At 64.9% G+C, this 22,710-nt stretch carries 20 protein-coding genes and 1 pseudogene; 14 read left to right on the top strand and 7 right to left on the bottom strand.

What is annotated here, in order from left to right:
• Nucleotides 1-43: 43 nt before the first annotated feature.
• A complete protein-coding gene (locus tag BX591_RS33420; protein WP_111935584.1) occupies nucleotides 44-1,267 on the bottom strand; it encodes an acyltransferase family protein in 1,224 nt (407 codons plus the stop codon).
• A 402-nt stretch (nucleotides 1,268-1,669) separates the two neighbouring features.
• Between BX591_RS33420 and BX591_RS33415 the strand changes: the two genes are divergently transcribed.
• A complete protein-coding gene (locus BX591_RS33415) occupies nucleotides 1,670-2,803 on the top strand; it encodes an OpgC domain-containing protein (RefSeq protein ID WP_111935583.1) in 1,134 nt (377 codons plus the stop codon).
• Complete coding sequence (locus tag BX591_RS33410; protein WP_420849454.1) at nucleotides 2,803-4,467, top strand: tannase/feruloyl esterase family alpha/beta hydrolase; 1,665 nt, start codon at nucleotides 2,803-2,805, stop codon at nucleotides 4,465-4,467. The genes BX591_RS33415 and BX591_RS33410 overlap by 1 nt, the downstream gene beginning before the upstream one ends.
• A 124-nt stretch (nucleotides 4,468-4,591) precedes the next feature.
• On the opposite strand, the gene BX591_RS36685 is transcribed toward BX591_RS33410, so the two are convergent.
• Nucleotides 4,592-5,023 (bottom strand): hypothetical protein, encoded by a 432-nt coding sequence (locus BX591_RS36685; protein ID WP_111935581.1) that lies wholly within the window; start codon nucleotides 5,021-5,023, stop codon nucleotides 4,592-4,594.
• 50 nt (nucleotides 5,024-5,073) lie between these two features.
• Between BX591_RS36685 and BX591_RS33400 the strand changes: the two genes are divergently transcribed.
• The 5 genes from BX591_RS33400 (at nucleotide 5,074) to BX591_RS33380 (ending at nucleotide 9,138) form a co-directional block, all read left to right on the top strand.
• Entirely contained in the window at nucleotides 5,074-5,313 is a 240-nt protein-coding gene (locus BX591_RS33400) for a response regulator (protein ID WP_176343151.1), read from the top strand.
• Nucleotides 5,314-5,430: 117 nt separating this feature from the next.
• On the top strand, nucleotides 5,431-6,357 hold the full coding sequence (locus tag BX591_RS33395; protein ID WP_111935580.1) for an ABC transporter ATP-binding protein: 927 nt from the start codon (nucleotides 5,431-5,433) through the stop codon (nucleotides 6,355-6,357).
• Nucleotides 6,354-7,115 (top strand): ABC transporter permease, encoded by a 762-nt coding sequence (locus BX591_RS33390; RefSeq protein ID WP_111935579.1) that lies wholly within the window; start codon nucleotides 6,354-6,356, stop codon nucleotides 7,113-7,115. Before BX591_RS33395 ends, BX591_RS33390 begins: the two co-directional genes overlap by 4 nt.
• Before the next feature lie 71 nt (nucleotides 7,116-7,186).
• Nucleotides 7,187-8,602 carry an amidase gene (locus BX591_RS33385; RefSeq protein ID WP_111935578.1) on the top strand — a complete coding sequence of 472 codons (1,416 nt, stop codon included), beginning with the start codon at nucleotides 7,187-7,189 and terminating at the stop codon, nucleotides 8,600-8,602.
• 245 nt (nucleotides 8,603-8,847) lie between these two features.
• Nucleotides 8,848-9,138, top strand: a complete 291-nt coding sequence (locus BX591_RS33380) for a hypothetical protein (RefSeq protein ID WP_111935577.1) — start codon at nucleotides 8,848-8,850, stop codon at nucleotides 9,136-9,138.
• A 42-nt stretch (nucleotides 9,139-9,180) separates the two neighbouring features.
• On the opposite strand, the gene BX591_RS33375 is transcribed toward BX591_RS33380, so the two are convergent.
• From BX591_RS33375 to BX591_RS33360, 4 genes and pseudogenes are all read right to left on the bottom strand, one after another.
• Nucleotides 9,181-10,059 (bottom strand): SDR family NAD(P)-dependent oxidoreductase, encoded by an 879-nt coding sequence (locus BX591_RS33375; RefSeq protein ID WP_111935576.1) that lies wholly within the window; start codon nucleotides 10,057-10,059, stop codon nucleotides 9,181-9,183.
• A gap of 205 nt (nucleotides 10,060-10,264) precedes the next feature.
• Nucleotides 10,265-11,368: pseudogene (gene ribBA, locus BX591_RS33370) on the bottom strand (bifunctional 3,4-dihydroxy-2-butanone-4-phosphate synthase/GTP cyclohydrolase II); the annotation flags it as partial.
• Nucleotides 11,369-11,420: 52 nt separating this feature from the next.
• Nucleotides 11,421-12,224 (bottom strand): enoyl-CoA hydratase/isomerase family protein, encoded by an 804-nt coding sequence (locus BX591_RS33365; protein WP_111935574.1) that lies wholly within the window; start codon nucleotides 12,222-12,224, stop codon nucleotides 11,421-11,423.
• Between the two features lie 11 nt (nucleotides 12,225-12,235).
• Complete coding sequence (locus BX591_RS33360) at nucleotides 12,236-13,204, bottom strand: alpha/beta hydrolase (protein WP_111935573.1); 969 nt, start codon at nucleotides 13,202-13,204, stop codon at nucleotides 12,236-12,238.
• A 282-nt stretch (nucleotides 13,205-13,486) separates the two neighbouring features.
• Between BX591_RS33360 and BX591_RS33355 the strand changes: the two genes are divergently transcribed.
• Nucleotides 13,487-14,656: a helix-turn-helix transcriptional regulator gene (locus tag BX591_RS33355; protein WP_244147188.1), complete on the top strand. Its 1,170-nt coding sequence runs from the start codon at nucleotides 13,487-13,489 to the stop codon at nucleotides 14,654-14,656.
• On the opposite strand, the gene BX591_RS33350 is transcribed toward BX591_RS33355, so the two are convergent.
• Nucleotides 14,653-15,006 (bottom strand): VOC family protein, encoded by a 354-nt coding sequence (locus tag BX591_RS33350; RefSeq protein ID WP_111935600.1) that lies wholly within the window; start codon nucleotides 15,004-15,006, stop codon nucleotides 14,653-14,655. The two genes, BX591_RS33355 and BX591_RS33350, sit on opposite strands and share 4 nt — an antisense overlap.
• A gap of 360 nt (nucleotides 15,007-15,366) precedes the next feature.
• Between BX591_RS33350 and BX591_RS33345 the strand changes: the two genes are divergently transcribed.
• The 6 genes from BX591_RS33345 to BX591_RS33320 all read left to right on the top strand — a co-directional run bounded on the left by BX591_RS33345 (nucleotide 15,367) and on the right by BX591_RS33320 (nucleotide 22,704).
• Nucleotides 15,367-16,521, top strand: coding sequence for an LLM class flavin-dependent oxidoreductase (locus BX591_RS33345; protein ID WP_111935572.1), 1,155 nt, complete (start codon nucleotides 15,367-15,369; stop codon nucleotides 16,519-16,521).
• Nucleotides 16,522-16,723: 202 nt separating this feature from the next.
• The gene (locus tag BX591_RS33340) at nucleotides 16,724-17,917 is read left to right on the top strand and encodes an acyl-CoA dehydrogenase family protein (protein ID WP_111935571.1); all 1,194 of its coding nucleotides are present in this window, start codon (nucleotides 16,724-16,726) and stop codon (nucleotides 17,915-17,917) included.
• An 11-nt stretch (nucleotides 17,918-17,928) separates the two neighbouring features.
• Nucleotides 17,929-19,689: an FAD-dependent oxidoreductase gene (locus BX591_RS33335; protein ID WP_111935570.1), complete on the top strand. Its 1,761-nt coding sequence runs from the start codon at nucleotides 17,929-17,931 to the stop codon at nucleotides 19,687-19,689.
• A complete protein-coding gene (locus tag BX591_RS33330; protein WP_111935569.1) occupies nucleotides 19,686-20,204 on the top strand; it encodes a flavin reductase family protein in 519 nt (172 codons plus the stop codon). The genes BX591_RS33335 and BX591_RS33330 overlap by 4 nt, the downstream gene beginning before the upstream one ends.
• A 17-nt stretch (nucleotides 20,205-20,221) precedes the next feature.
• Nucleotides 20,222-21,919, top strand: coding sequence for an FAD-binding protein (locus BX591_RS33325; protein ID WP_111935598.1), 1,698 nt, complete (start codon nucleotides 20,222-20,224; stop codon nucleotides 21,917-21,919).
• 20 nt (nucleotides 21,920-21,939) lie between these two features.
• Nucleotides 21,940-22,704 (top strand): SDR family oxidoreductase, encoded by a 765-nt coding sequence (locus BX591_RS33320; protein WP_111935568.1) that lies wholly within the window; start codon nucleotides 21,940-21,942, stop codon nucleotides 22,702-22,704.
• Nucleotides 22,705-22,710 lie beyond the last annotated feature (6 nt).

Below are 22,710 nucleotides of genomic sequence, written 5' to 3'. Positions count from 1 at the left end.
GCTTCTCGCGCCGCTCGAAAGAGAAACGTAAGGCGTGCGGGTATCAAGCGGCGTCCGACGCGGTGGTCGTGTCGCGGCTTTGATCGCGCGATTCGTCTTTTCGAAGGTGCTCGCGGCGGGTGGTCAATGGGGCGGATGTTTGCGGCGAGACCGTGGCCGAAGCCGTGCCCGTTTCGATCGGCTGCGCCTCGCGCCGTGTCTTCAGTCGAAGAATCGGCGCTTCGATCAGGCGCCACGACAGCATCGCCATGACGATTGAAATCGCAAACGACGCCCCGATACCGATGGCATGCGCCCACCACGGCACCGTGCCGCCGAACAGCGCTGCGGCGTGACGGTTGCGGGTCAGGTCGGGGATCAGGTTGTGATAGAGATAGAAGCCGTAGCTGATGCGCCCGAGTCCCGCCAGCCAGCCGGTTTCGAGCAAGCCGATCACCACGGCATTGCGGCAACATGCCACCGAACACACCAGCGCCGCGATACATACGCCGTACAGCGCGCTGACCGTGGTGAAGAGAAGCGGATTGTCCAACCGACTCCATATCGGCTCGCTCGCGCACAAACCCACCAACGCGAGACTCAAACCGAACAACGTCACACCATGTCCGAGCCAGGCGCGCAAAGCGCTCCGCTTACGCGCAATCGTCAAACCGCCGATTCCACCCAACGCCAGCAGCCAGAAATTGGTCAACGGGTGCGTATAAATGGTGATTTCCTGCCAATGCGCGGCACGCATGGCCAGCAACGCGACGAGTCCTGCCGCGACGATCGCCCAGCACACCGCACGATGCCGACGCGCGGCCAGCAGCAGTAAAAGCGGCGCGAACACCAGATAAAACTGCTCCTCGATCGCGAGACTCCACAAATGCGAGTAACGCCCCGGCCAGAAATGCAGCACGGAGCCGATCCAGATATTCGACAGATACGCGAAGTGATACGGCATGCCGCTTGCGAGTTCCGGACTGGCGATGCCACATGCCATCAGTACGCTCATTACCACGAGCATCAGGTAGTAGATCGGAAAGATGCGTAGCGTCCGGCGCAACAGGAAGCGCCTGAGTTCGGCGCCGAAGCGGCCGCCGGCGGTTTCGATCCGCGTGCGTTGCGCGGACAGAATGCCGATGATCAGAAAGCCGCTCAGCGCAAAGAAAATCCATACGCCGAGATGGCCGATCTCGCCGGCGTCGCCGAACAGTCGGTGCTGAAAAAATACCATCAGGACTGCAATCGCTCGCAGTCCGTCGAAGCCGGCAATCCGGTTGTTCATGTGATTGTCTTCCAGAGCGAAGGCGGCGCGCGCAACGCAGCCGGACTGGGCGGTAACGGAAGGTAGTCCATCGTACGATGAAAAAAACCGAAAAAAATCGCACGCCCTTTTCGACGATTTATTTTTCGCGTGGATTACCGATCGGCTTGCCGAGTCACGCGTCAAGCCGCAAAACTTGCCGCGAACCGAAGTCACGACGCCGCCGCTTTACCGCACGCCGACAGCGGCATTTCAGATCGCCGTGTCGCGCGGTGCGATTAAAAGCTGCCTGTCAGCGCGCGGGAGCTCGGCGCACGACAGGAGTGGGAACGTTTTATTGTCATGGGGTTCCTACGAACAGCAGCGGCGCCTGGCCGTCTGTCACTACGCGTCGCTTGCGCGTGTCATTCTGAGAGAATTCGAATGGACAACCGTCACGGGCGCTTCGAAGGCAGTTCGTCTGCGGGGCGGTCGATCGAAGTGGACTTCTTTCGTGGCGTCGTACTGATCGTCATCGTGCTGGATCACATTCCGGGCAGCACGCTGTCGCATCTGATGTTGCACGCCTACGCGCTATGCGACTCCGCCGAGGTGTTCGTATTTCTCGGCGGCTATGCGTCGGCGGCGGCATATGCGGCGGTGCTCGCCGGCCGCGGCGAGAGCGCGGCGAAGCTGCGCTTCGTCAAACGGTGCTGGGAAATCTACCGCGCCTATCTCCTGACGGCGGTGTTGACGCTGGTGTCCGGCGCTATTCTCTCGCTGCTGCATCTGAATCAGCCCATGGTCGAACTGACCGGCTGGACACCGTTCTCGGCGCAGCCGTTGCACACGGCGCTCGATATCGCGGTGCTGCGGCGCCAGCCTTATCTGTCGAGCGTGCTGCCCATGTACGTGATTTTCGCGTTGTGCGTGCCGTTCGCGGTGCCGCTCGCGCGCCGTTCGTGGTGGCTGGCGTTGGCCTTGAGCGTGACGATCTGGGCGTTTGCCCGGCCGCTGGCCGCGTTTTTCAGCATTGACGACATGGCCGACTGGGCCTTTAATCCGTTTGCCTGGCAACTCATGTTCGTACTCGGCATGCTGTGCCGGGTGCAGCCGATCAGCGAGCGCTTTCACACTAGCCGCCGCGCGCGCTGGTTGACCTGGATCGCGGGAATCGCGGTGCTGACATTTGCCGTGGTTAAACTATTCGTGCTGACGCAACCGTTGCCCGGCGCACTCAAACAGAATCTCTCTCCCGACCGCGTGATCAATTTCATCGTCATTGCCTGGCTCGCCGCGCAATTCGTGCGCATGGGCAGTATCGCGTGGCTCGCGCGGCGGCTGCCTGCCGTGGTGACGGTCGGCCGCACGGGGCTGGTGTGTTTCGTCGCGGGCACGCTGGTGTCGCTGATCGTCGATACGGCCACGCCGCACACGTTTCATGGTTTTCGCGGCGTGCTGATCGGGCTCGGTGGCGATCTGGTCGCCATTGGCGCGCTACTGATGATCGCGCGCGGCTGGCACGGCTGGAAGCGCCAGCCGACGCGCGCCGCCGCCAATGGCGCGGGCTGCGGATGATGGCGTGGCGGCGCCTGGCCGCAGCGGTCTCTATCGGTGCCGCCGCGTTCTGGCTCAACGCGCAACCGGCGCTCGCCGCGCCGAAGGATGCGCCGCTCGCCATGCACTGCGCTGAACTCGCGGGCGCGGTGCTGCCGCCCGAACTGATCGCATTGCCGACGGCCGGCGTGCTGATCGAAAGCGCGAACATGGTCGGCGCCACCGCGCCAGGCAACCAGCAAGGCGGCGAGTATTGCCGTATAACCGGCCGCATCAAAGCGCTCGAAGCCAGCACGCCCGATATCCGGTTCGATCTGAATTTGCCGCGCCGCTGGAACGGCCGCGCGTTGCAGATTGGCGGCGGCGGTTACAACGGGGTGGTGGTGAGCGGCACCGGCGTGATGCCGTTTTCACCGGACCGCGCGCCGCTCGCGCAAGGGTATGCGACGTTCGGCGACGACTCGGGGCATGTGGGCGATTCCTCGCTCGCGGTGTTTGGACTGGTCGACGAGGCGGTGACGAATTTCGGCTACGCGCACCTGAAGAAAACCCACGACACCGCGCTCGCCTTGATCGCGCGTGCGTATGGCCGGCCGCCCCAGCGCATGTACTTTGCCGGCGGCTCGACCGGCGGGCGCGAAGGCTACACCGTGATGCAGCGCTATCCCGAGGATTACGACGGCGTGATCGCTAATTCGCCCGCGCTCAATTTTTCCGGCGTGCGTCTGCTCGGCGTGAAGCTCGGGCAGGCCGAATATGCAACGCCTGGCGGTTTTATACCGCCGTTGCTGCTGGAGCATGTTTATCAACGCACGCTAGCTGTTTGCGACAAGCTCGACGGCGCGGCGGACGGCATTGTCAGCGACATCGCCGCGTGCCGCGAGTACGAGCCGGAGATCATCGCGTCGCTGCGCTGCACGGGACACACGCCCGCGCACGACGAATGCCTGACCGATCCGCAACTCGCCACGCTGATGGTCATGCGCGACGGACTGTCGTTACCGTACAAGCTGGCGTGGGACGTCGACGGTTATCGCGGCTACAACATTTTCCAGGGCACTCATCTGACGGGCCTGCTGGGCCTCGCGCATCAGGCGGAGCGTTTGCCGGTGCCGACGTTCTTCGCCAACGGCTATCTGTTTGCCCAAGGCGACGGCTATATCCGCTATTTCGTCGCTCACGACGCGGGCTTCGACGCGCTCCGGTTCGATCCGCGGCATCCGGGAAAATATCGCGCGCAACTGGTGGCGTTGTCACAGACCATCGGCGCGATGAATCCCGATCTGGCGCGCTACATCGCGCACGGCGGCAAGCTCATCACGCTGCAAGGTCTCGCCGACGAGGTTATCAGCCCGAACCAGACCATCGCGTACTACGAGGCGCTGAATACGCGCTTCGGCAGCGAGCGGGTCGACAGCTTCATGCGGCTCTACATGGTGCCGGGTTTTCAGCACGGCAGCGGCGTGTTCATTCCGTCGGTGGATCTGCTCGGCGCACTCGATGCCTGGGTGACGCGCGGCGTGGCGCCAGAGACCTTGACCGCGACCGATATCGCTCCGGCTACCAATGGACGCTCGCGGCCCTTGTGCCGTTATCCTCTGTTTCCTCGCTATGCGGGCAAGGGGAGTATCAATCTCGCCAGCAGCTTCGTGTGCGCGCAACCGCGAAGCGACGCCAACTTGTAGTGCTTGCATTTGCAACGATTGGTAGCGCTGTTGCAATATCCACAAGCGGGCAGGGCGGCGGCGTGCTTAACGAACGCCACCGCCCTGTGTTGCGGACCTCGTCAGAAACGGCACGGGTCACGCATTACTGCCCGTTCTGCATCGTCCCGCCGTTCACGCCATTGCCGCGAACGCCGTTATTGGCTCCGTTATTCATATTGCCCGCGCCGTTCATGCCGCTGTTCGAACGGTTCATCGGCGCGCTATTCGGTGTGGCACCCGTACCCGTACCCATGCCGCCGCCCGTGCCGGTCACGCCCGGCGAACCATAGCCCGAACTGCCCGGGTTCTTCATCGAATTCGGACCGACACCCGGTGTGGCCGTGCCGCCCGCGCCGCCGGTCGTGCCGCCGCCGGCGCCGATACCGTTACCGCCGCCGTTGCCGCCACCGGCTCCCGCGCCCGCACCACCAGCGCCGGCACCACCCCCGCCTCCACCGCCGGCCTGTGCGTAAACCCCACCCGAGAGCGCCATCACGAGTGCGGATGCAAAAATCGCCTTGGTCATGTGTTTCATGGTCCATCTCCTAACAGTCGGATTGATGTGATACGAGCGATCTCGCTCGCATGACGTATCTCGCGCAAGCGGTGTGCCTCGGTGACGTCGAACGTGGGACAGGCGCGAAATGCGTGGGCGTGCGGCCACCGCCCGAGCCTTGCTGGTCGCGAACCGCCTACGGCCAGGCCACCGACCGCGAACGGTCGCACGAGGCCGGCTTCGATCACCGTCTGGTCAAGCCCGTGTCGTCCGAGGAAATCCGGCAGGTGAGTGCCGCCCGCTTCCCCGGCGGACGGCGCGAGGCGTAGACGCGCCGCCGTGGCGGTTTGCTGCAAGCATCGCCACTTTCCATTACATTGCGGGGGCGGTGGCGCTTCTGCACCGTTCCCTCTAATCAAACAACGGTGTCTGCCATCGTCGAATCCATGCAGCCAATCGTCTCGGTCACGAATCTGTCGAAAACCTACGCCACGGGTTTTCATGCACTCAAAAACATCAATCTGGCGATCAACCGCGGAGAAATCTTTGCCCTGCTCGGCCCCAATGGCGCGGGCAAGACAACCCTGATCAGCATTATCTGCGGCATCGTCAACGCCAGCGCGGGCAGCGTGACGGTGGACGGCCGCGACATCGCGACGGACTATCGCGGCGCCCGCTCGCTGATCGGCCTGGTGCCGCAGGAGTTGACCACCGACTCCTTCGAAACCGTCTGGGCCACCGTCTCGTTCAGCCGCGGCCTGTTCGGCAAGCCGAAAAACCCGGCCTACGTCGAAAAGGTTCTGCGCGACCTGTCGCTGTGGGAAAAACGCGATAGCAAGATCATCACGCTGTCGGGCGGCATGAAGCGGCGTGTGCTGATTGCCAAGGCGCTCTCGCACGAACCGCGCGTGCTGTTCCTCGACGAACCCACGGCCGGCGTGGACGTCGAATTGCGTCGCGACATGTGGAAGCTGGTGCGCTCGCTCGCCGAAAGCGGCGTGACGATCATTCTCACCACGCACTACATTGATGAAGCCGAGGAGATGGCCGACCGCATCGGCGTGATCAGCGGCGGCGAAATCATGCTCGTGGAAGAAAAAACCGAGCTGATGCGCAAGCTCGGCAAGAAGCAGTTGACGCTGCAACTGGAGAGCCCGCTCGCGGCGGTGCCTGCTTCGCTCGCCGCTTACACGCTGACGCTGGAGAAGAGCGGCAACGAGCTGATCTACACCTATGAAGGTGAAGGTGGCCGCACCGACATCATCGCGTTGCTGAAAGCGCTCGACGACGCCGGCATCCGCTTCAAGGACCTGCACACCACGCAGAGTTCGCTGGAAGACATCTTCGTCAGTTTGCTCCGGGGTGATCAATGAATATTTACGCAATCCGCGCCATCTACAAGTTCGAGATGGCACGCACCTGGCGCACGCTGATGCAGAGCATCATCGCGCCGGTGATTTCCACGTCGCTGTACTTCGTCGTGTTCGGCGCGGCGATCGGCTCGCGCATCAAGGAAGTGGACGGCATCAGTTACGGCGCGTTCATCGTGCCGGGTCTGATCATGCTGTCGCTGCTGTCGCAGAGTATTTCGAACGCGTCGTTCGGGATTTACTTTCCGCGCTTTACCGGCACGATCTACGAGTTGTTGTCGGCGCCGGTGTCGTATCTGGAGATCGTCGTCAGTTATGTGGGTGCGGCGGCCACCAAATCGATTCTGCTCGGGCTGATCATTCTCGCGACCGCGGGCCTGTTCGTGCCGCTGCAAGTGCAGCACCCGTTCTGGATGATCCTGTTCCTGGTGCTGACGGCAGTGACCTTCAGTTTGCTGGGGTTCATCATCGGTATCTGGGCGGATAGCTTCGAGAAGCTGCAGCTCGTGCCGTTGCTGATCATCACGCCGCTGACCTTTCTGGGCGGCAGCTTCTATGCGGTCAATATGCTGCCGCCGTTCTGGAAGGTGGTGACGCTGTTCAATCCGATCGTCTATCTGGTCAGCGGGTTCCGCTGGAGTTTTTATGGACTCGCGGACGTGAACGTGGAAGTGAGTCTCGCCATGACCGGGTTGTTCCTCGCGGTGTTTCTGCTGATCGTGGGGTGGATCTTCAAGACCGGCTACCGCCTCAAGAGCTGATGCGCCGGTGGTTCGCGCGCGCCGCCGTGCGAACCCGACCACGATTCTTCAACACGGAGCCGATCGTTATCATGTCCGTCGATTTGAGTCTGCTGGACCGAAGCGCGTGCGAAGTCGTCGACCTGCTGCGCGAAGAGGTCGTGAGTCCGCACGATCTGCTCGACACGCTGGCCGCGCAGGTGGCGCGTGTCGAACCGCAGGTCAACGCGCTGCCCACGCTGTGTTTCGAACGCGCGCATGCGTTTGCCGACGCGCTGCTGAAGAAGCCGGTTGCCGAGCGTGGCCTGCTGTGCGGTTTGCCGGTGCCGATCAAGGATCTGACGGACGTGGCCGGTGTACGCACCACGCGCGGCTCGCTGGTGTATCGCGACCGTGTGCCCGCCACGTCTGACCTCGGCGTGACGCTGCTCGAAGCGCGCGGCGGGGTGGTCTACGCAAAGTCCAATACGCCCGAGTTCGGGTCGGGCGGGCATACGTATAACAGCGTGTTCGGCATCACGCGCAATCCGTGGGATCTGGCGCGTTCGGCGGGCGGCTCGTCCGGTGGTGCCGCGGCCGCGTTGGCGTCGCGTACCGCGTGGGTCGCGCAGGGTTCCGATCTGGCAGGCTCGCTGCGTACGCCTTCGGCGTTCTGCGGCGTAGTCGGTCTGCGTCCCACGCCGGGGCGCGTGTCGTATGGCCCGGTTGCCAATCCGTACGACACGCTGGGTATTCATGGGCCGATGGCGCGCAACGTCACCGACGCAGCCCTGCTGCTCGACGCGATGTGCGGCGAAATCGACGGTGCGCCGTTGTCGGTCAGCGAACCGGCCAGCCCGTTTCTGACGCACGCGCGCAGGCCGCAGCGGCCCGCGCGCGTGGCGTTCAGCGAAGGGCTCGGTATTGCCACCGTCGAGCCGGAGATTCTGTCGATCTGCCGCCGGGCCATGGATCGGCTGGCTGCGTCCGGCATCGGCGTGGACGACAGCGATATCGATCTGAGCGGCGCGAAAGAGGCGTTCCACACGCTGCGCGGCCTCGCCTACGCGACCAATTACGAGGACGTGCTCGCGCAGCATCGCGACGTGCTGAACCCCAACGTGGTCTGGAACATCGAGTTCGGTCTGCAACAGGACAACCGCGCGATGCTGTCGGCGCAGCGCACGCGCAACCAGTTGTTCTACCGGCTGAATGCGCTGCTGCAACGCTACGACGTGCTGATCTGTCCGGCGTCGATCGTGCTGCCGTTTCCGGTCGAGGCACGCGACGTACGCGACGCGGTCGGCCAGCACTTCGACACCTACATCGACTGGCTCGCGATCACCTACGCGTTGACGCTCACCGGCATGCCGGTGATGGCGATTCCGTGTGGAATGAGCGCGAGCGGTCTGCCCGTCGGTATCCAGATCGTCGGCAAACCGCGTGGCGAGGCGGCCTTGCTGTCGGCGGCGCGGGCCATCGAAGACACGATCGGTACGTGGGCCACCGGCACGCCGCAGGCCTTCTGAAAATCCGTACGGCAGGCTCCCTGCCTGCCCGCCTGCTTGCCGGCGCAGTCCCCTCACGCCCTCCGCAATCCCCCTTAGTCCGTCCGGACGATGCCCATGCACGTCGAATCGCCGTCAATGGCGGTATGCGTCGTCAGGGCGCTGCGTCGATCGTCACACAACAGCTGAGACACGCGACGACGCGATTCGGCAGCCGCCAGGGCCGCCGGCAGAGGGAGACACGCATGAAAGCAGGAGGGCTGCAAATGAAATCCAGAGTTCAGCGCGACGGACTGATTGCCGGTTTGCTGGTGGCGATCGGCGTGATCGGCGTGTCCGTGCGGCAACTCTACGCGTGTGCGTGGAGCGACGAGTTTCCCGGCATGGTGTGCACGGCGGGTTCGTCGTTGTCGCTGTTTCTCGGGATCACCGGCGTTGCCGCACTGGCCGGGCGAATCTGGGCGCGCCGTTCGGGGGCCGATGAGCAATGCTTCACCTTTCTGGGCGCGGTAGGCGGCGCGGCGGTGGTGTTCGCGATGGTGGTGAGCGGGTTCTAGTGACGAGCCCGCTGACGGGGCCGTCGTGGCGTGGAAACATCCTCATGCCACGATCGCCGGATGTGCCTGCACCGGCCCGCCCAACGCTTCACGATGCGACGGCGGCTGCCGTCCGCCGAGATCCGTGATGCCGTACTCGCGCGCCAGTTCCGCACCCACCAGCACCATGCCGGACCTGCTCATCCGCTGCGGGTCGCGATAGAGCGCATCGATCAGGCGCCCCGTGAATTGCGGGGTCTCCGCGAGTTCGCTAAAGCCTGCATATTGCTCGGGATGGGCGGCGATCACGCGCGCGGTGCGTTCGGTTTGCAGCATGCCCATCCAGATCGAGACGGCGGCCACGTCGTACGGTTTCAGGTCGACGGCCATGTCTTTGGCGAACTTGTCGACGCCCGCTTTCTGCGCACCGTACGCCGCACCGTGCATATAGCAGCTTGGGCCGAACGACGACGTGAACGCGATCAGCCCGTCGCCTTGCGCGGCCATCATGCGCGCGGCGTGCCAGCTCGCGACATACGCGGAGCGCAAACCGACGTCGAGAATATCGACCAGAGCGAGCGGTTTCTCCCAGAACGGTGCGGGGCGGATCAGCTCATCGTGCAGGACGGTCGCGTTGTTGACCAGGATATCCAGCCGCCCGCTCGCGTGACGGATGTGTTCGAAGACGTCGGCGACTTGCGCGTCGTCGGCATGATCGCAGGTGAGGGCGATGCCTTTGCCGCCCAGTCTGTCGATGTCGATCGCGGTGGTGTGGACCGTGCCGGGCAAGGGCGCGTCGCCTTCCCGCTGCGTGCGGCCGGTGACGTAGACGGTCGCGCCGGTGGCGGCGAGCGCGAGCGCGATGCCCTTGCCGGCGCCGCGCGACGCGCCGGTGACGAGGGCGACATAGGGCTGATTGCGCAGGGTCGTGGTTTGAGTCATGGCGTGATTTGTCGCTTGGGTCGTAGCTCGAGTCATGGACGGTTCGTCAGGAAGCAGCCTGGAGTTCGTGCGAAGCGGCTTGCGGTTGTGCGCGCAACGATGCGCTCGGCGCAAGTGGCGCAAGTGGCGCAAGCGACACGAGTGGCGCATTGCCAGGCGGTGCCGGATAAGCGCGCGCCGGCGGTGCGGCCGCCGTGAAATCGAACGCGTGCGGATTGTCGGGGTCGGCTTCGCCCAGCGGAATGAACGCCATGATTTCCAGTTCATGCCCCGACAGCGCCGGCAACCTGAACGGGCTCGACAACACGTTCAGGCGACGCACGCCGAGATCGCGCAGAATCTGCGAGCCGATGCCCGAGAGCCGTCCGTCTTTACGCGTTGCCGAGCCGTGATTGCGCTGGCTGCGGGCTGTCTCCGCACGCATGTCGCAATCGAGCAGCACCGCCACGCCGCAACCGGCCGCGTCGATTTTTTTCAACGCCGCGTGCAGCGGCCACGAATGCGCGGACGGCTCCGCATCGAGCAGATCGAGCAGCGAGAAGCATTCGTGCACGCGCGTGAGCACGGGCACTTCGGGCGAGGGTTCGCCGCGCACCAGCGCGAGATGGGTGGACGCGCGCACAGTATCGCGATACTGGATCGCGCGGAACGGTCCCCATGGCGTGTGCAGCGGCCGCTCGCCGACGCGTTCCACGAGCGACTCGTTGACGCTGCGATAGTGGATCAGATCGGCGATGGTGCCGATTTTCAGCCCGTGGCGCGCGGCGAATTCGATCAGTTGCGGCAGGCGTGCCATCGTGCCGTCGTCGTTCATGATTTCGCAGATCACGGCGGCGGGCGTCAAGCCGGCCAGCGCGGTGAGATCGCAGCCTGCCTCGGTGTGGCCGGCGCGCACCAGCACGCCGCCCGGCCGTGCCGCGATCGGAAACACGTGGCCGGGCTGCACCAGATGCTCGGCGCGCACATCGGCGTGAATCGCGGTGCGGATCGTATGCGCGCGGTCGGCGGCGGAGATGCCGGTGGTGACACCGTGCGCCGCTTCGATGCTGATCGTGAACGCGGTGCCGTATTGCGTGCCGTTCTGTCTGGCCATCGGCGCGAGTTTCAGGCGCTCGCAATGGTCGGCGCTGAGCGTCAGGCAAACGAGGCCGCGTCCGAAGCGCGCCATGAAATTGATCGCTTCGGGCGTGACGTGGTCGGCGGCGATCAGCAGATCGCCCTCGTTCTCACGGTCTTCCTCGTCGACCAGAATGATCATGCGGCCCGCTTTGAGTTCGGCGACGATTTCGTCGGTGGTGGCCAGTTTCATCGGTGTGGTCCCGTGCTGGGGTGAAGAAGGGAAGTGCCGCGCGTGCGGTTCGTCAACGCGCGCCGGAGCCGAAAACGGCGGGACGTCGCTCGAAAAACGCGTCGATGCCTTCGCGGAAATCGTCGCTGGCCGCGCACTGCAGGAAGCTGCGTTGCTCCGCGTAAAGATGCTCGGCGAAGTTGCGTTGTGGCGCGTGCAGCAGCAGGTCTTTGGTTTGCGCGAATGCATCGGATGAAAGCGCACCCATACGCTCGAGCAGCGAACGCGTCTGGTCGGCGAGCTGGTCGTCGGGTACGACCCAGTTGACGAGTCCGGCACGCAACGCTTCGTCGGCGCTATGACGCTCGTCGAGATACAGCCATTGCGCGGCCTGGCGTGCGCCGAGCGCACGCGGCAGCGTATAGGTCGCGCCGCCGTCGGGCGACGTGCCGATACGGCCATACGCCGAGGTGAAGGTGGCGCGCTGGGCCGCGATCGCGAGATCGCAAGCCGCGACGAGGCTCAGGCCGAAGCCCGCGACTGCGCCGTTCACACTCGCAATCACCGGCTTGCGCGAAGCGGCGATGGCCTCGACCGCAGTCTGCGCGAGCCGCACGAGTTTGCCGATCGCACGGTCGCGAACCGCCGGCTTTTCGTCGAGCGCGGCGCGCATGCTGCGCAGGTCGCCGCCCGCCATGAACGCGGTGCCGGCACCGGTCAGCACGATCGCGCGGATGTCGTCGTGATGCGCGAGGCGCGCGAGCTTGGCGTTCAGTTCGAGCGCCATGGCTTCGTTGAGGGCGTTCAAGGCGTCGGGGCGGTCGAACGTGAGCGTCGCGATGCCGTTTTCGGCCGCGAGGCGAATCAATGCAGTCATGTCGTTTCGGGTTAGCGGAGTCGGAAAGGCTCGACGTGCAGCGCGTGGCGCAATGCGTGCGCTGCCGTGGTGAGCGCATGGTCGGCGGCGTCGAGCACGCCGAGCAGGCTCGCGAAACCATGAATCTGGCCGGGCCAGCGCACGTGCGTGGTCAGCACGCCTGCGTGTGCGAGGCGTGCTGCGTAGTGCTCAGCTTCGTCGTGCAACGGGTCGTATTCGGCGCTGATGATGGTGGCGCTTGCCACGCCGCGCAGATCGCCGGCGGCGAGCGGGCTGGCGAGAGGATCGGCGCGTTGGGCATGGTCGGCGGCAGGGCCGAAATACTGGTCCTTGAACCAGCGCATCTGATCCGCGCTGAGAAAATAGCCGTCACCCTTCGATTCATATGACGGATGTTCGGTTGCGCAATCAACCACCGGGTAGAGCAGCAGTTGGTGCGCAATCGTCACATCGCCATGACGCAACCGCTGCGCGGCCACCGCGGCGAGATTGCCGCCGGCGCTGTCGCCGGCAACGGCCAACGGGCCGGGTCGCACGCGCAGGTCGGCGGAATTGGCGGCGGCCCAGCGCACGGCGTCGAGCGCATCGTGTACGGCGGCGGGGAAATGCGCTTCGGGCGCGAGCCGGTAATCGACCGATAGCACGACCGTTTGCGCGCGCTGCGACAGACAGCGGCACATGTTGGCGTGCGTATCGAGCCCGCATGAAACGAAGCCGCCGCCGTGGAAAAACACCGTGAGCGGCAGCAGCGCGTTGCTGTCGCCGCCGTCGACCACGGGCCGATAAACGCGCGCGGCAATCGAGCCGTTCGCGGTCGGAATCAGCAGGTCTTCCTCGGCGGCGACCGGGTCGCCCGGTGCAAAACCGCCGCCCGCCGCGAGGATCGCGCGATAAGCCGGCGCCGTGAGTTGCGTGAAATCGAGTGCGGGCATGTCGGCGAACGCGGCGAGCAGGGCTTGCGCCTGAGGATCGAGCGCCATCGGGTCTCCTTGAAATGGTGCAACAGCGGCTATAGCGGGTATTAGAAAGCGCTCGCACGCCCCGCAAAACACGAGCGGCGGTGCATCGGGCATGACACTGAATGCATTGAAGCGCGGCGCTCCGGCCGGGGCATCGTCCGATTGGACGAGACTTCGTTCGCACGCTCTGCGAAACTTTCCCCAGCTAAGTACTTCCACCGATGCCAGCGGACGGAGCGGCCCGTAAGCTTGGCGTCGCGATGCCAAATCGCATGGAGGACGGAGCGTGTTGATGGAGACAAAATGGGCCCCGAAGAGGGCCAAACCGCGAGCGAATTGCCGGACATGAACGTCGCGCAATTCAGCGAGCTTGCCGCGCGTATTTATCAGGGCCCGCTGGAAAGCACCCCTTGGGCCAGCGCACTCGAACTGATTCGTACCTCGCTCGGCGCGAGCTATGTGACGCTGATTCTGCGCTCGCCTTCGAGCGACCGGCGCGGGCTGATGGTGCATGCGTCGGAAATGGGCGCAGGCGTGCCGGGCGAAGCATCGTACAACAACTACTACTATTCGCTCGATCCGTTCGTCGGTTTGCCCGCGGATCGCGTGGTAACCGTCGACGAAGTATTCGGCGACACCGGCTGGCTCACCAGCGAGTTGTACAAGCAGTTCCTGAAGCCGGCCGATATCCGCTACATCATGGGCGCGGATCTGCGCACGGAGTCGGGTGTCGAATGCCGTTTCCGGGTGTGCCGCAAGCACAGCGCAACGCATTTTTCCGCGCGCGACAAGGCGTTTTGCGCGTTGCTGCTGCCGCATTTGCGGCGCGCGGTCGAATTGCATTCGCGGCTCGATATCGTCGAATCGGAGCGCACGCTGTACGCGAGCGCGATCGACCGGATGCTGGTGGGCACCGTCACGCTCGACGAGAGCGGGGCGATCATGCGCACCAATAGCGTGGCCGACGAAATCCTCGCGCAAGGCAATGGGCTGCGTATCGCGCACGGCAATGTCGAGGCGACGGACGCGCAGGAGAACCGCAATCTGCAACGCCTCGTGCGTCATGCGCTGATGGGGCACTTCGGCACCGCCGCGCCGATCGTGGAGGCCATGCCGATCACGCGCGGTTGCGACAAGCCGAAACTCGGCGTGCTGGTGCGCACGATTCCGCTCTCGGACTGGTCCGAGGACAACAAGCGGCGGCCGGCGACCGTGCTGTTTTTGCGCGACCCCGATCGCAAGTCGCAGGGCTCGCAGGAGATCGTGCGCAAGCTGTTCGATCTCACGCCGGCGGAAACGTCGCTGGCGTTGCTGCTGACCAATGGCTTGACGCTCGAAGAAGCGGCCGACGAGTTGGGGATCAGCAAAAACACCGCACGGGCGCATTTGCGGGCAATCTTCTCGAAGACCGGCGTGACGCGTCAGGCCACGCTCGTGCGGATTCTGCTGGGCAGCGTGGTGCCGCTGGGTTAAAGACCCACGCGCTTCTGCGACAACACCAGCAGCGCGCCGTTCTTATCTTCCAGCACCGCACGCAGTTCGTGCGGACCTTGCTGCACCGGCACCCGAACCGAAGCCCCGGCCGCCACGACGCGCGCCATCGCCGCATACAGGTCGTCGTTTTCTTCCACGCGGAACACCAGCGCGGGGCGCTCGACGATCCGTTCCTCGCCCGCGATCAGGGCAATCGTCAGCCCCACGCCATCGAGCGCGCAATAGCGCTCGCCGTCACGGAATTTTACCGCCAGCCCTAGCCCGTCGACAAAAAGCGGCAGTGCCGCGTCGATCGAGTCGACCGGGTACAGCATTATCGAAGCTTTCATTGCATGGCACTCCCATCGTTGAGCGTTGTTGTTTGCGCTGTCTTTCGCGTTGTCTTTCGCGTGGTTTTTGCTTGACCGCGATTCGATCGTAGCGCTGCGCGCACGCGTCGCACGAGGTCCAATCGGACTAGCCGGCACGCAAAAAAAGGCCTTGAAACAGGCCTCGAACGGATCCGGCCACCGCGCCGATGGAAACTTCTCCGCCAAACCCCCGCCGTTAATCCAAACAGACGATGCCGGCAAGCACGCGCGATCTGAAACTGCGTTTCGTGGACCGTCACGATGCCGGGCAGGTGCAGCGCCGGATTGCAGGCGGACCGCCCGATTCAGCACAGTCCAAAATTCATGGAGACGCACGCAATGAAGTTTTCTCTGATTTACGAAGCCCAGACCACGGACGCTTCGCGGGAAGGCGATCACCGGGTATTCAAGGAGACCGTCGAGCAGGCCCTGCTTGCCGAGCAGATGGGTTTCGACACCGTCTGGTGCGTCGAACACACGTCGCTGACGAACTACGCGCACATGAGCGCGCCGGAAACCTTCCTCGCGTATCTGGCCGGCCGCACGACCCGCATCGGCCTCGGCCACGGCGTGATCTGCCTGCCGCCCGCCATGAACCATCCGATCAAGGTCGCGGAGCGCGTCGCGATGCTCGACATTCTGTCGGGCGGCCGCGTGCATTTCGGCGTCGGCAAAGGCGGCAGCCAGCAGGAAGCCGGTGCGTTCGGCTACGACCTCGCGGAACTGCAGCCGATGATCGACGAATCGATGTATCTCGTCCCGAAGATGTTCGTGCAGGACGAGATCGAGCACGATGGCAAATACATCAAGATCCCCAAACGGCCGATCCACCCCAAGCCGTTCCAGGACCCGCATCCGCCGATGTACATGGCGTGCACCAACAACGACGGCCTGCTGCGCGCCGGACAACGCGGCCTGGGCGCGCTGGTGCTCGGCTTCGGCGGCCCCGATGAAGTCGCGAAGAAAAACGCGCTGTATCGCGAAGCGTGGGACACCCGCAAAGCAGAAGACCAGGTCGGCTTCCGGCCGACCCGGCATCTGGCCGCGCTGTGCCCGGCGGTGGTGATGAACGACGGCCAGCAGGCTCGCAAGATCGGCATTCGCGGGCAGCGCTATTTCATGGAATCGCTCGCGTACTGGTACACGGGCGGCGAGCGTCCCGATCCGTCGAGTTGGGGCGACGACCTCGTGAAGGGCAACACCGGCGAAATGGTGATCCGCTCGCGCTTCGCGTCGGAAGAAGTGGTGGTCGATTTCAGCGACCCCGCGCTCTCGATGATGAACCCGAATCACGCGTACGGCACCGTCGACGATTGCATCGGCTACGTGGGCCGCCTGATGGAAGCGGGCGTGGATGAAGTGCTGTTCCTGTGTCAGATGGGCACCGTGCCGCAGGAAGCGCAGCTCGAAACGATCCGCAATATCGGCGAGCACGTGATCCCTTACTTCAACCGCGTCAAGGCGGAGCGGCAGAAGGACCAGGTGATCGCCTGACGCCGTGCGAGCGTGAACCGGTCGCGCGTGCCGCTAGTCTCTTCAGACGATGCGACGCGCCGGCCGGCCCTCGAAGATGAACCCAACAGAACAAGCGCGAAACCTCTCGCGCGTGAGACCGGCGTCGGCGTCATGCGACCGGAGCAAGCGCCAGAGCGCTGACCCGGAACGACGCGCCAGGCCGGATCGACAGGAGACAGCCGTGCATCGAGACAACGATTCGAACACCCTTGCAGCCGAACTGATCGCCCGCGCCGAAGCCCTCGCGCCGGTGCTGGCCGCGCGAGCCGCGCAGGCCGAAGCCAACGGACGCCTTCCCGCCGAAACGGTGGCCGATTTTCAGGCGGCCGGTTTGTTCAAGGTATTGCAGCCGAAACGCTATGGCGGCTACGAACTCGATCCGCAGACCTTCTTCGAGATCCAGATGGCGGTGGCGCGCGGCTGCATGTCGAGCGCGTGGGTGTACGGCGTGGTCGGCGTGCATAACTGGCAGCTCGCGCTGTTCGACGAACGCGCGCAGCAGGACGTGTGGGGCGAGGACCCGAGCACGCTGATCGCCTCGACGTATATGCCGGTGGGACGCGTCACGCCGGTTGAAGGCGGCTTTCGCCTCGCGGGTCACTGGAAATTTTCCAGCGGCAGCGAACTGTGCGACTGGGTGTTTCTCGGCGCCCTGGTGCCGCCCGCAAAAGACGGTGAGCCGCCCGAATACCGCACGTTTTTGCTGCCGAAAAGCGATTACACGATCCAGCAGGACTGGGACGTGCTCGGTTTGCGCGCGACCGGCAGCCACGACATTGTCGTGAACGATGTGTTCGTGCCGGACTACCGCACGCACAAGGCGATCGACGGCATGATGGGCACGAGCCCCGGTCTCGCGGTGAACGACGCGGCGCTGTTTCATCTGCCGTTCGCGCAGATTTTCGTGCGGGCGGTTTGCACGGCGTGCATCGGCGCATTGCAGGGCGCGCTCGACGATTTCACCGGCTATGCCGCCACGCGCGTGAGCGCCAACAGCGGCGCGAAAACGACCGACGACACCGGCGCGCAAACCGCGTGCGCCAACGCGTCGGTCGCGATCGACGAAATGAAGGTGCTGCTCAGGCGCAACTTCGCTGAGCTGATGGCGGCGGCCAACGGCGGCCCCGAGGTATCGATCGAACGTCGCGTGCTGTTCCGCTATCAATCCGCGCAGGTGGCCGAACGCTGCGCGCAGGCGGCCAATGCGCTGCTGCGTTACGCGGGCGGCAACGGCATTTACAACCGCAATCCGCTGGTGCGGCGTTTCCTCGATCTGCATGCGGCGCGCGCGCACTACGCGAACAACCTTGATCGCTTCGGACAGAACCTCGGCGCGGTGATGCTGGGACGCCCGAACACCGACTTCTTCGTCTGACGGGCACCGCCATGAGCGAACAGCAAACGCAGACTCAGGTGTTCGACGTGGTGGTGGTCGGCTCCGGTGCGGGTGGCATGCTGGCCGCCTGCCGCGCGGCCGACCGCGGCCTCTCGGCGGTGGTGCTCGAAAAGAGCGACGTGTACGGCGGCACCTCGGCGGTGTCGGGCGGCGGCATCTGGATTCCGTGCAATCACCATATCGCCGAACTCGGCGCGACCGATACGCGCGCAGCGGCGCGCACCTATCTCGACGCCTGCACGCAAGGCGTGACAGCCAGCGACAAGATCGACGCCTATCTCGACAGCGCGCCGGAGATGCTGCGCTATGTCGAGGCAAATACGCCGGTGCGCTACGAATCGCTGCCGAAGTATGCCGACTACTTTCAGCATCTGCCGGGCTCGATGCCGGGTTATCGCGCGCTCGATCCGTTGCCGGTCGACGGTGCGTCGCTCGGTGCGGAATTCGCGCGGCTGCGGCTGCCCTCGCCGGGGACGCTGGTCGGCGGACGCGTGGCGGTGACGTCGAAGGAAGCGCATGTGCTGCTCTCGAAGGCGCCCGGTTATATCGGTCTCGCATTGAAGCAGTTCGGCCGCTACTGGTTCGATATCGGTTCGCGGATGCGCTCGCGGCGCGATCGTCGTCTGACGCTGGGTAATGCACTGGCCGGTGGCTTACGCCGCGCCTTGCTCGACCGCAAGGTGCCGGTGTGGCTGAACGCGCCGATGCGCGAGCTGCTCGAAGCCGATGGGCGCGTGACGGGCGTCGTGGTTGAACGCGATGGCCAGCCGGTGCGTGTGCTGGCCAGACGCGGCGTGATTCTCGCAGCGGGCGGTTTCGAGCGGAATCAGGCCATGCGCGAACGCTATCTGCCGAATCCGACGCAAGCGCATTGGAGCGCAACCCCGCCCAACAATACCGGCGACGCCATCGCGGCAGGCCAGCAACTCGGCGCACGTATCGCCCTGATGGAGCATGTGTGGGGCGCGCCGACCGTGCATGTGGATCGCGAGGAAAAGCAGCGCGCGCTGTTCGTGGAGCGTAATTTGCCCGGCTGCGTGATCGTCAACGGACTCGGCAAGCGCTTCGTCAACGAAGCCGCGCCGTATTCGGAGTTCGTTCCCGCCATGTATCGCGACCATGCGCAAACGGGCGCCTGCGTGCCCGCGTGGATGGTGTTCGACGCGCGCTTTCGCCGCAACTATCCGTGCGGGCCGATCATGCCGGGTTCAATGATGCCCGACTCGCGGATTCCCACGGCGTTTCGCTCGCTGCTGTACAAGGCCGACTCGCTCGACGCATTGGCCGCGCTGATCGGCGTGGACGCACAAGGCTTGCGCGACACCGTGGCGAAGATGAACCGCTACGCCGCCCGTGGCGTGGATGAAGACTTCGCCAAAGGCGGCAACGCATTCGACACCTACTACGGCGACCCGAGCGTCAAGCCGAACCCCTGCCTTGCGCCGCTCGACACCGGACCGTTCTACGCGGTGCGCGTCGACGCGGGCGACATCGGCACGAAAGGCGGGCTCGTCACCGACGCGTTCGCTCGTGTGCTGCGCGAGGACGGGTCGCCGATTGCCGGCCTCTACGCGATCGGCAACACCAGCGCGTCGATGATGGGCGCGAGCTATCCGGGCGCGGGCTCGACGCTCGGCCCGGCGATGACCTTCGGCTACATCGCCGCCAATCATCTCGCCGACGGCAAAGCCGAAGTCGACGCAGAAGCGAACACCCAGGCCCACAGCGAACTTCGCGGAGTCACACCATGACCGAACTCAATGCCCACCCGCTGCGCGCCGACATGCTGCTTGCCATGCGCCGCCTTGCGCGCTCGGTTGCCGTGATCAGTTGCAGCGACGGCGAACGCCGCTATTCCATGTCGGCCACCGCGGTCGATTCGCTATCCACGGAACCGCCTTCGCTGCTGATTTGCATCAACCGCAATTCGTCGATTTTTCCGCCGCTCGATCAGGGCGCGGCGTTTTGCGTGAACGTGCTGTCGGCGCAGCATCAGCACATTGCGATCGATTGCAGCGGCCGCCTGAAGGGCGAGGAGCGTTTCAGCACCGGCGACTGGCAACGCTCGGCAAACGGCGTGCCGTTTCTGCTCGACGCGCAGGCCAGTTTGATCTGCGCGCAGGACGGCCGTTTCGACTACGGCACACATGCGATTTTTATCGGCCGCGTGGAACAGGTGCTGATCAGCGGCGAGGTCGATCCGCTGGTGTACGTGGACGGGGTTTATACGACCGCTACGACTCCCGTGCGTTGCGCGACGGTTTGAACGAGGCACAGCGCGCCATGCACGATTCGCCAACCGCCCAACACGACTTCGCGACGCCGGTGGAAGCGCCGCTCGTCGTCGACGAAGCCGCGCTGATGCGCTGGGACGATGTGTGCGATGTGCTGGTCGCGGGCTTCGGCGCGACCGGTGCTTGCGCCGCGCTCGAAGCGGCGGCCGCCGGCGCGAAGGTCCGTATTGTCGAACGGTTCGAAGGCGGCGGCGCGAGCGCGAAAAGCGGCGGCGTAGTGTATGCGGGCGGCGGCACGCGTTACCAGAACGAAGCAGGCTACAGCGATACGCCCGAGGCGATGTTCGCGTACCTGCAACAGGAAGTGGGCGACGCCGTCTCTGCCGCGACGCTCGAACGCTTTTGCGCGGGCAGCGTGGAGATGCTGCGCTGGCTCGAACGGCTCGGCGTGCAATTCGGCGCGTCGGTGCCGCCGCGCAAAACCTCGTATCCGCAGAATCGTTATTACCTGTACTTCTCCGGCAACGAGGCAGTGGGCGACGCCGAGCACGAACATGCGCCTGCGCCGCGTGGGCATCGCGTGGTCGGCGACGGCATGTCGGGACGCGTGCTGTACGACACGCTGCATCGCGCGGTCGAGTCGCAACCGTTTATCGACACGATGTGCCACGCCAGCGTGCGCCGCCTCGTGACCGACCGCAGCGGTCGCGTGATCGGCGCACAGGTCTGGCAGGTTGCGCCGGGTCAGGCGCAGCGCGCGCATAAACGGCTCGCGCGGTGGGCCGAACGTTTGCATAACGGCATGCCGGCGTGGGCGGATAGATTGCGCGCCGCGCTGCATCGTATCGAGTTGCGCGAAAGCCGGCTCATCACGATCAAGGCCGACGCCGTGATTCTCAGCACCGGCGGCTTCATCTTCAATCGTTCGATGATCGCGCGTCACGCGCCGCGCTATCTGCCGAACTGGCGGCTCGGCACGACCGGTTGCGACGGCGCGGGCATCCGGCTCGGCGTATCGGCGGGCGGCGTGGCGACGCGGCTCGAACGCGTGTCCGCATGGCGTTTCATCAACCCGCCGTATGCGTGGGCGCAGGGCTGCGTCGTGGACCGTCGCGGCGCGCGTTTCTGCAACGAGGAAGTGTATGGCGCCGCGCTCGGTCATGCCATGTGCGAAACCCGCGACGGCCACGCGTGGCTGATTCTCGACGCGCGTCTGGTCAAGCAGGCACTGCACGAGTGCCGGCGCGGCAAGCTGTGGGCGTTTCAAAGCGTGCCCGCACTGCTGCTGATGCTCGCGGGTCGTAAGCGCGGCAAGTCGCTGGACGAACTTGCCGGACGCATGCGCTGCGATCCGGCGGTCTTGAAGCACACCGTCGCCACTTACAACGCGGCCGCGCAGAGCGGTGTCGATCGCGAGTTCGGCAAATCCGCCGCCATGCTGAAACCGCTTACGCACGGCCCTTACTACGCGATCGATATCTCCTCGGACAGCCGCATTTTCCCGTGCCCGTCGATCACGCTCGGCGGCCTGCGGGTCGACGAAACGAGCAACGCGGTGCTGTCGGCGCAAGGCGAACCGGTCGCGGGTCTGTTTGCCGCCGGCCGCGCCGCGTGCGGACTGGCATCGGATCATTACGTGAGCGGCCTCTCGCTCGCGGACTGTATCTGGTCCGGCCGCCAGGCGGGCCGGGCCGCAGCGGGCGTGGTTCTCGCGAACCGCACCCATTCCCTGACTGAAACTGACTGACACTGAAAGAGAGCACGAAGATGGGAGACAGACTCAAAGGCAAGATCGCCGTCGTGACGGGTGCGGCGAGCGGCGTCGGCAAACAGGACGCGCTGCTGTTCGCGCGTGAAGGCGCGCGGGTCGTGCTGACCGACGTCAACGAAGAAGCGGGCCGTGCGGTGGCGGCGGAAATCGGCGACGCGGCGCGTTTCGTGCGCCACGACATCACCTCGGAAGCGGGCTGGAACGACGTGTTCGGCGCCGCGCAAACGAACTTCGGCACGCCGGACGTGCTGGTCAACAACGCCGCCGTGCTGTTGCTCGGCAGCATTGAAGACACCACGCTCGAACAGTGGCAGAACGTGCTGCGCATCAACGCCGAAGGTTATTTTCTCGGCTGCCGCGCGGCGGTGAAGGCGATGAAGGAGAAGGGCGGCTCGATCGTCAATATGTCTTCGGTCGCGGCGTTGGGCGGCCTCGGCGCGTTCTGCGCGTATTCGGCGAGCAAGGGCGCGGTTACCGCGATGACGCGTGCGATCGCCGCGCATTGCAAGACCCAGGGCTACAAGGTGCGCTGCAACACGATCCACCCCGACGGCATTCTCACGCCGATGACCGCGCCGTTCTTCGGTTCGGCGGAAGGCACGCGCGACGCGCTGACGCAATCCATCGATCCGCAGGCGCGCATGTGCCTGCCGGAAGACATCGCGAATCTGGTGCTGTTCCTCGCTTCGGACGAATCGCGCTTCATCAACGGCAGCGAGTATCGGATCGATAACGCGCAGCTGATCATGGGCGTGGCCTGAGTTCGC

Origin of the sequence: Paraburkholderia bryophila (genome assembly GCF_003269035.1) — a bacterium.
Classification (GTDB): Bacteria; Pseudomonadota; Gammaproteobacteria; order Burkholderiales; family Burkholderiaceae; genus Paraburkholderia; species Paraburkholderia bryophila.
Note: the sequence above shows the minus strand (reverse complement) of the source record. Positions and strands in the feature narration are given on the sequence as shown.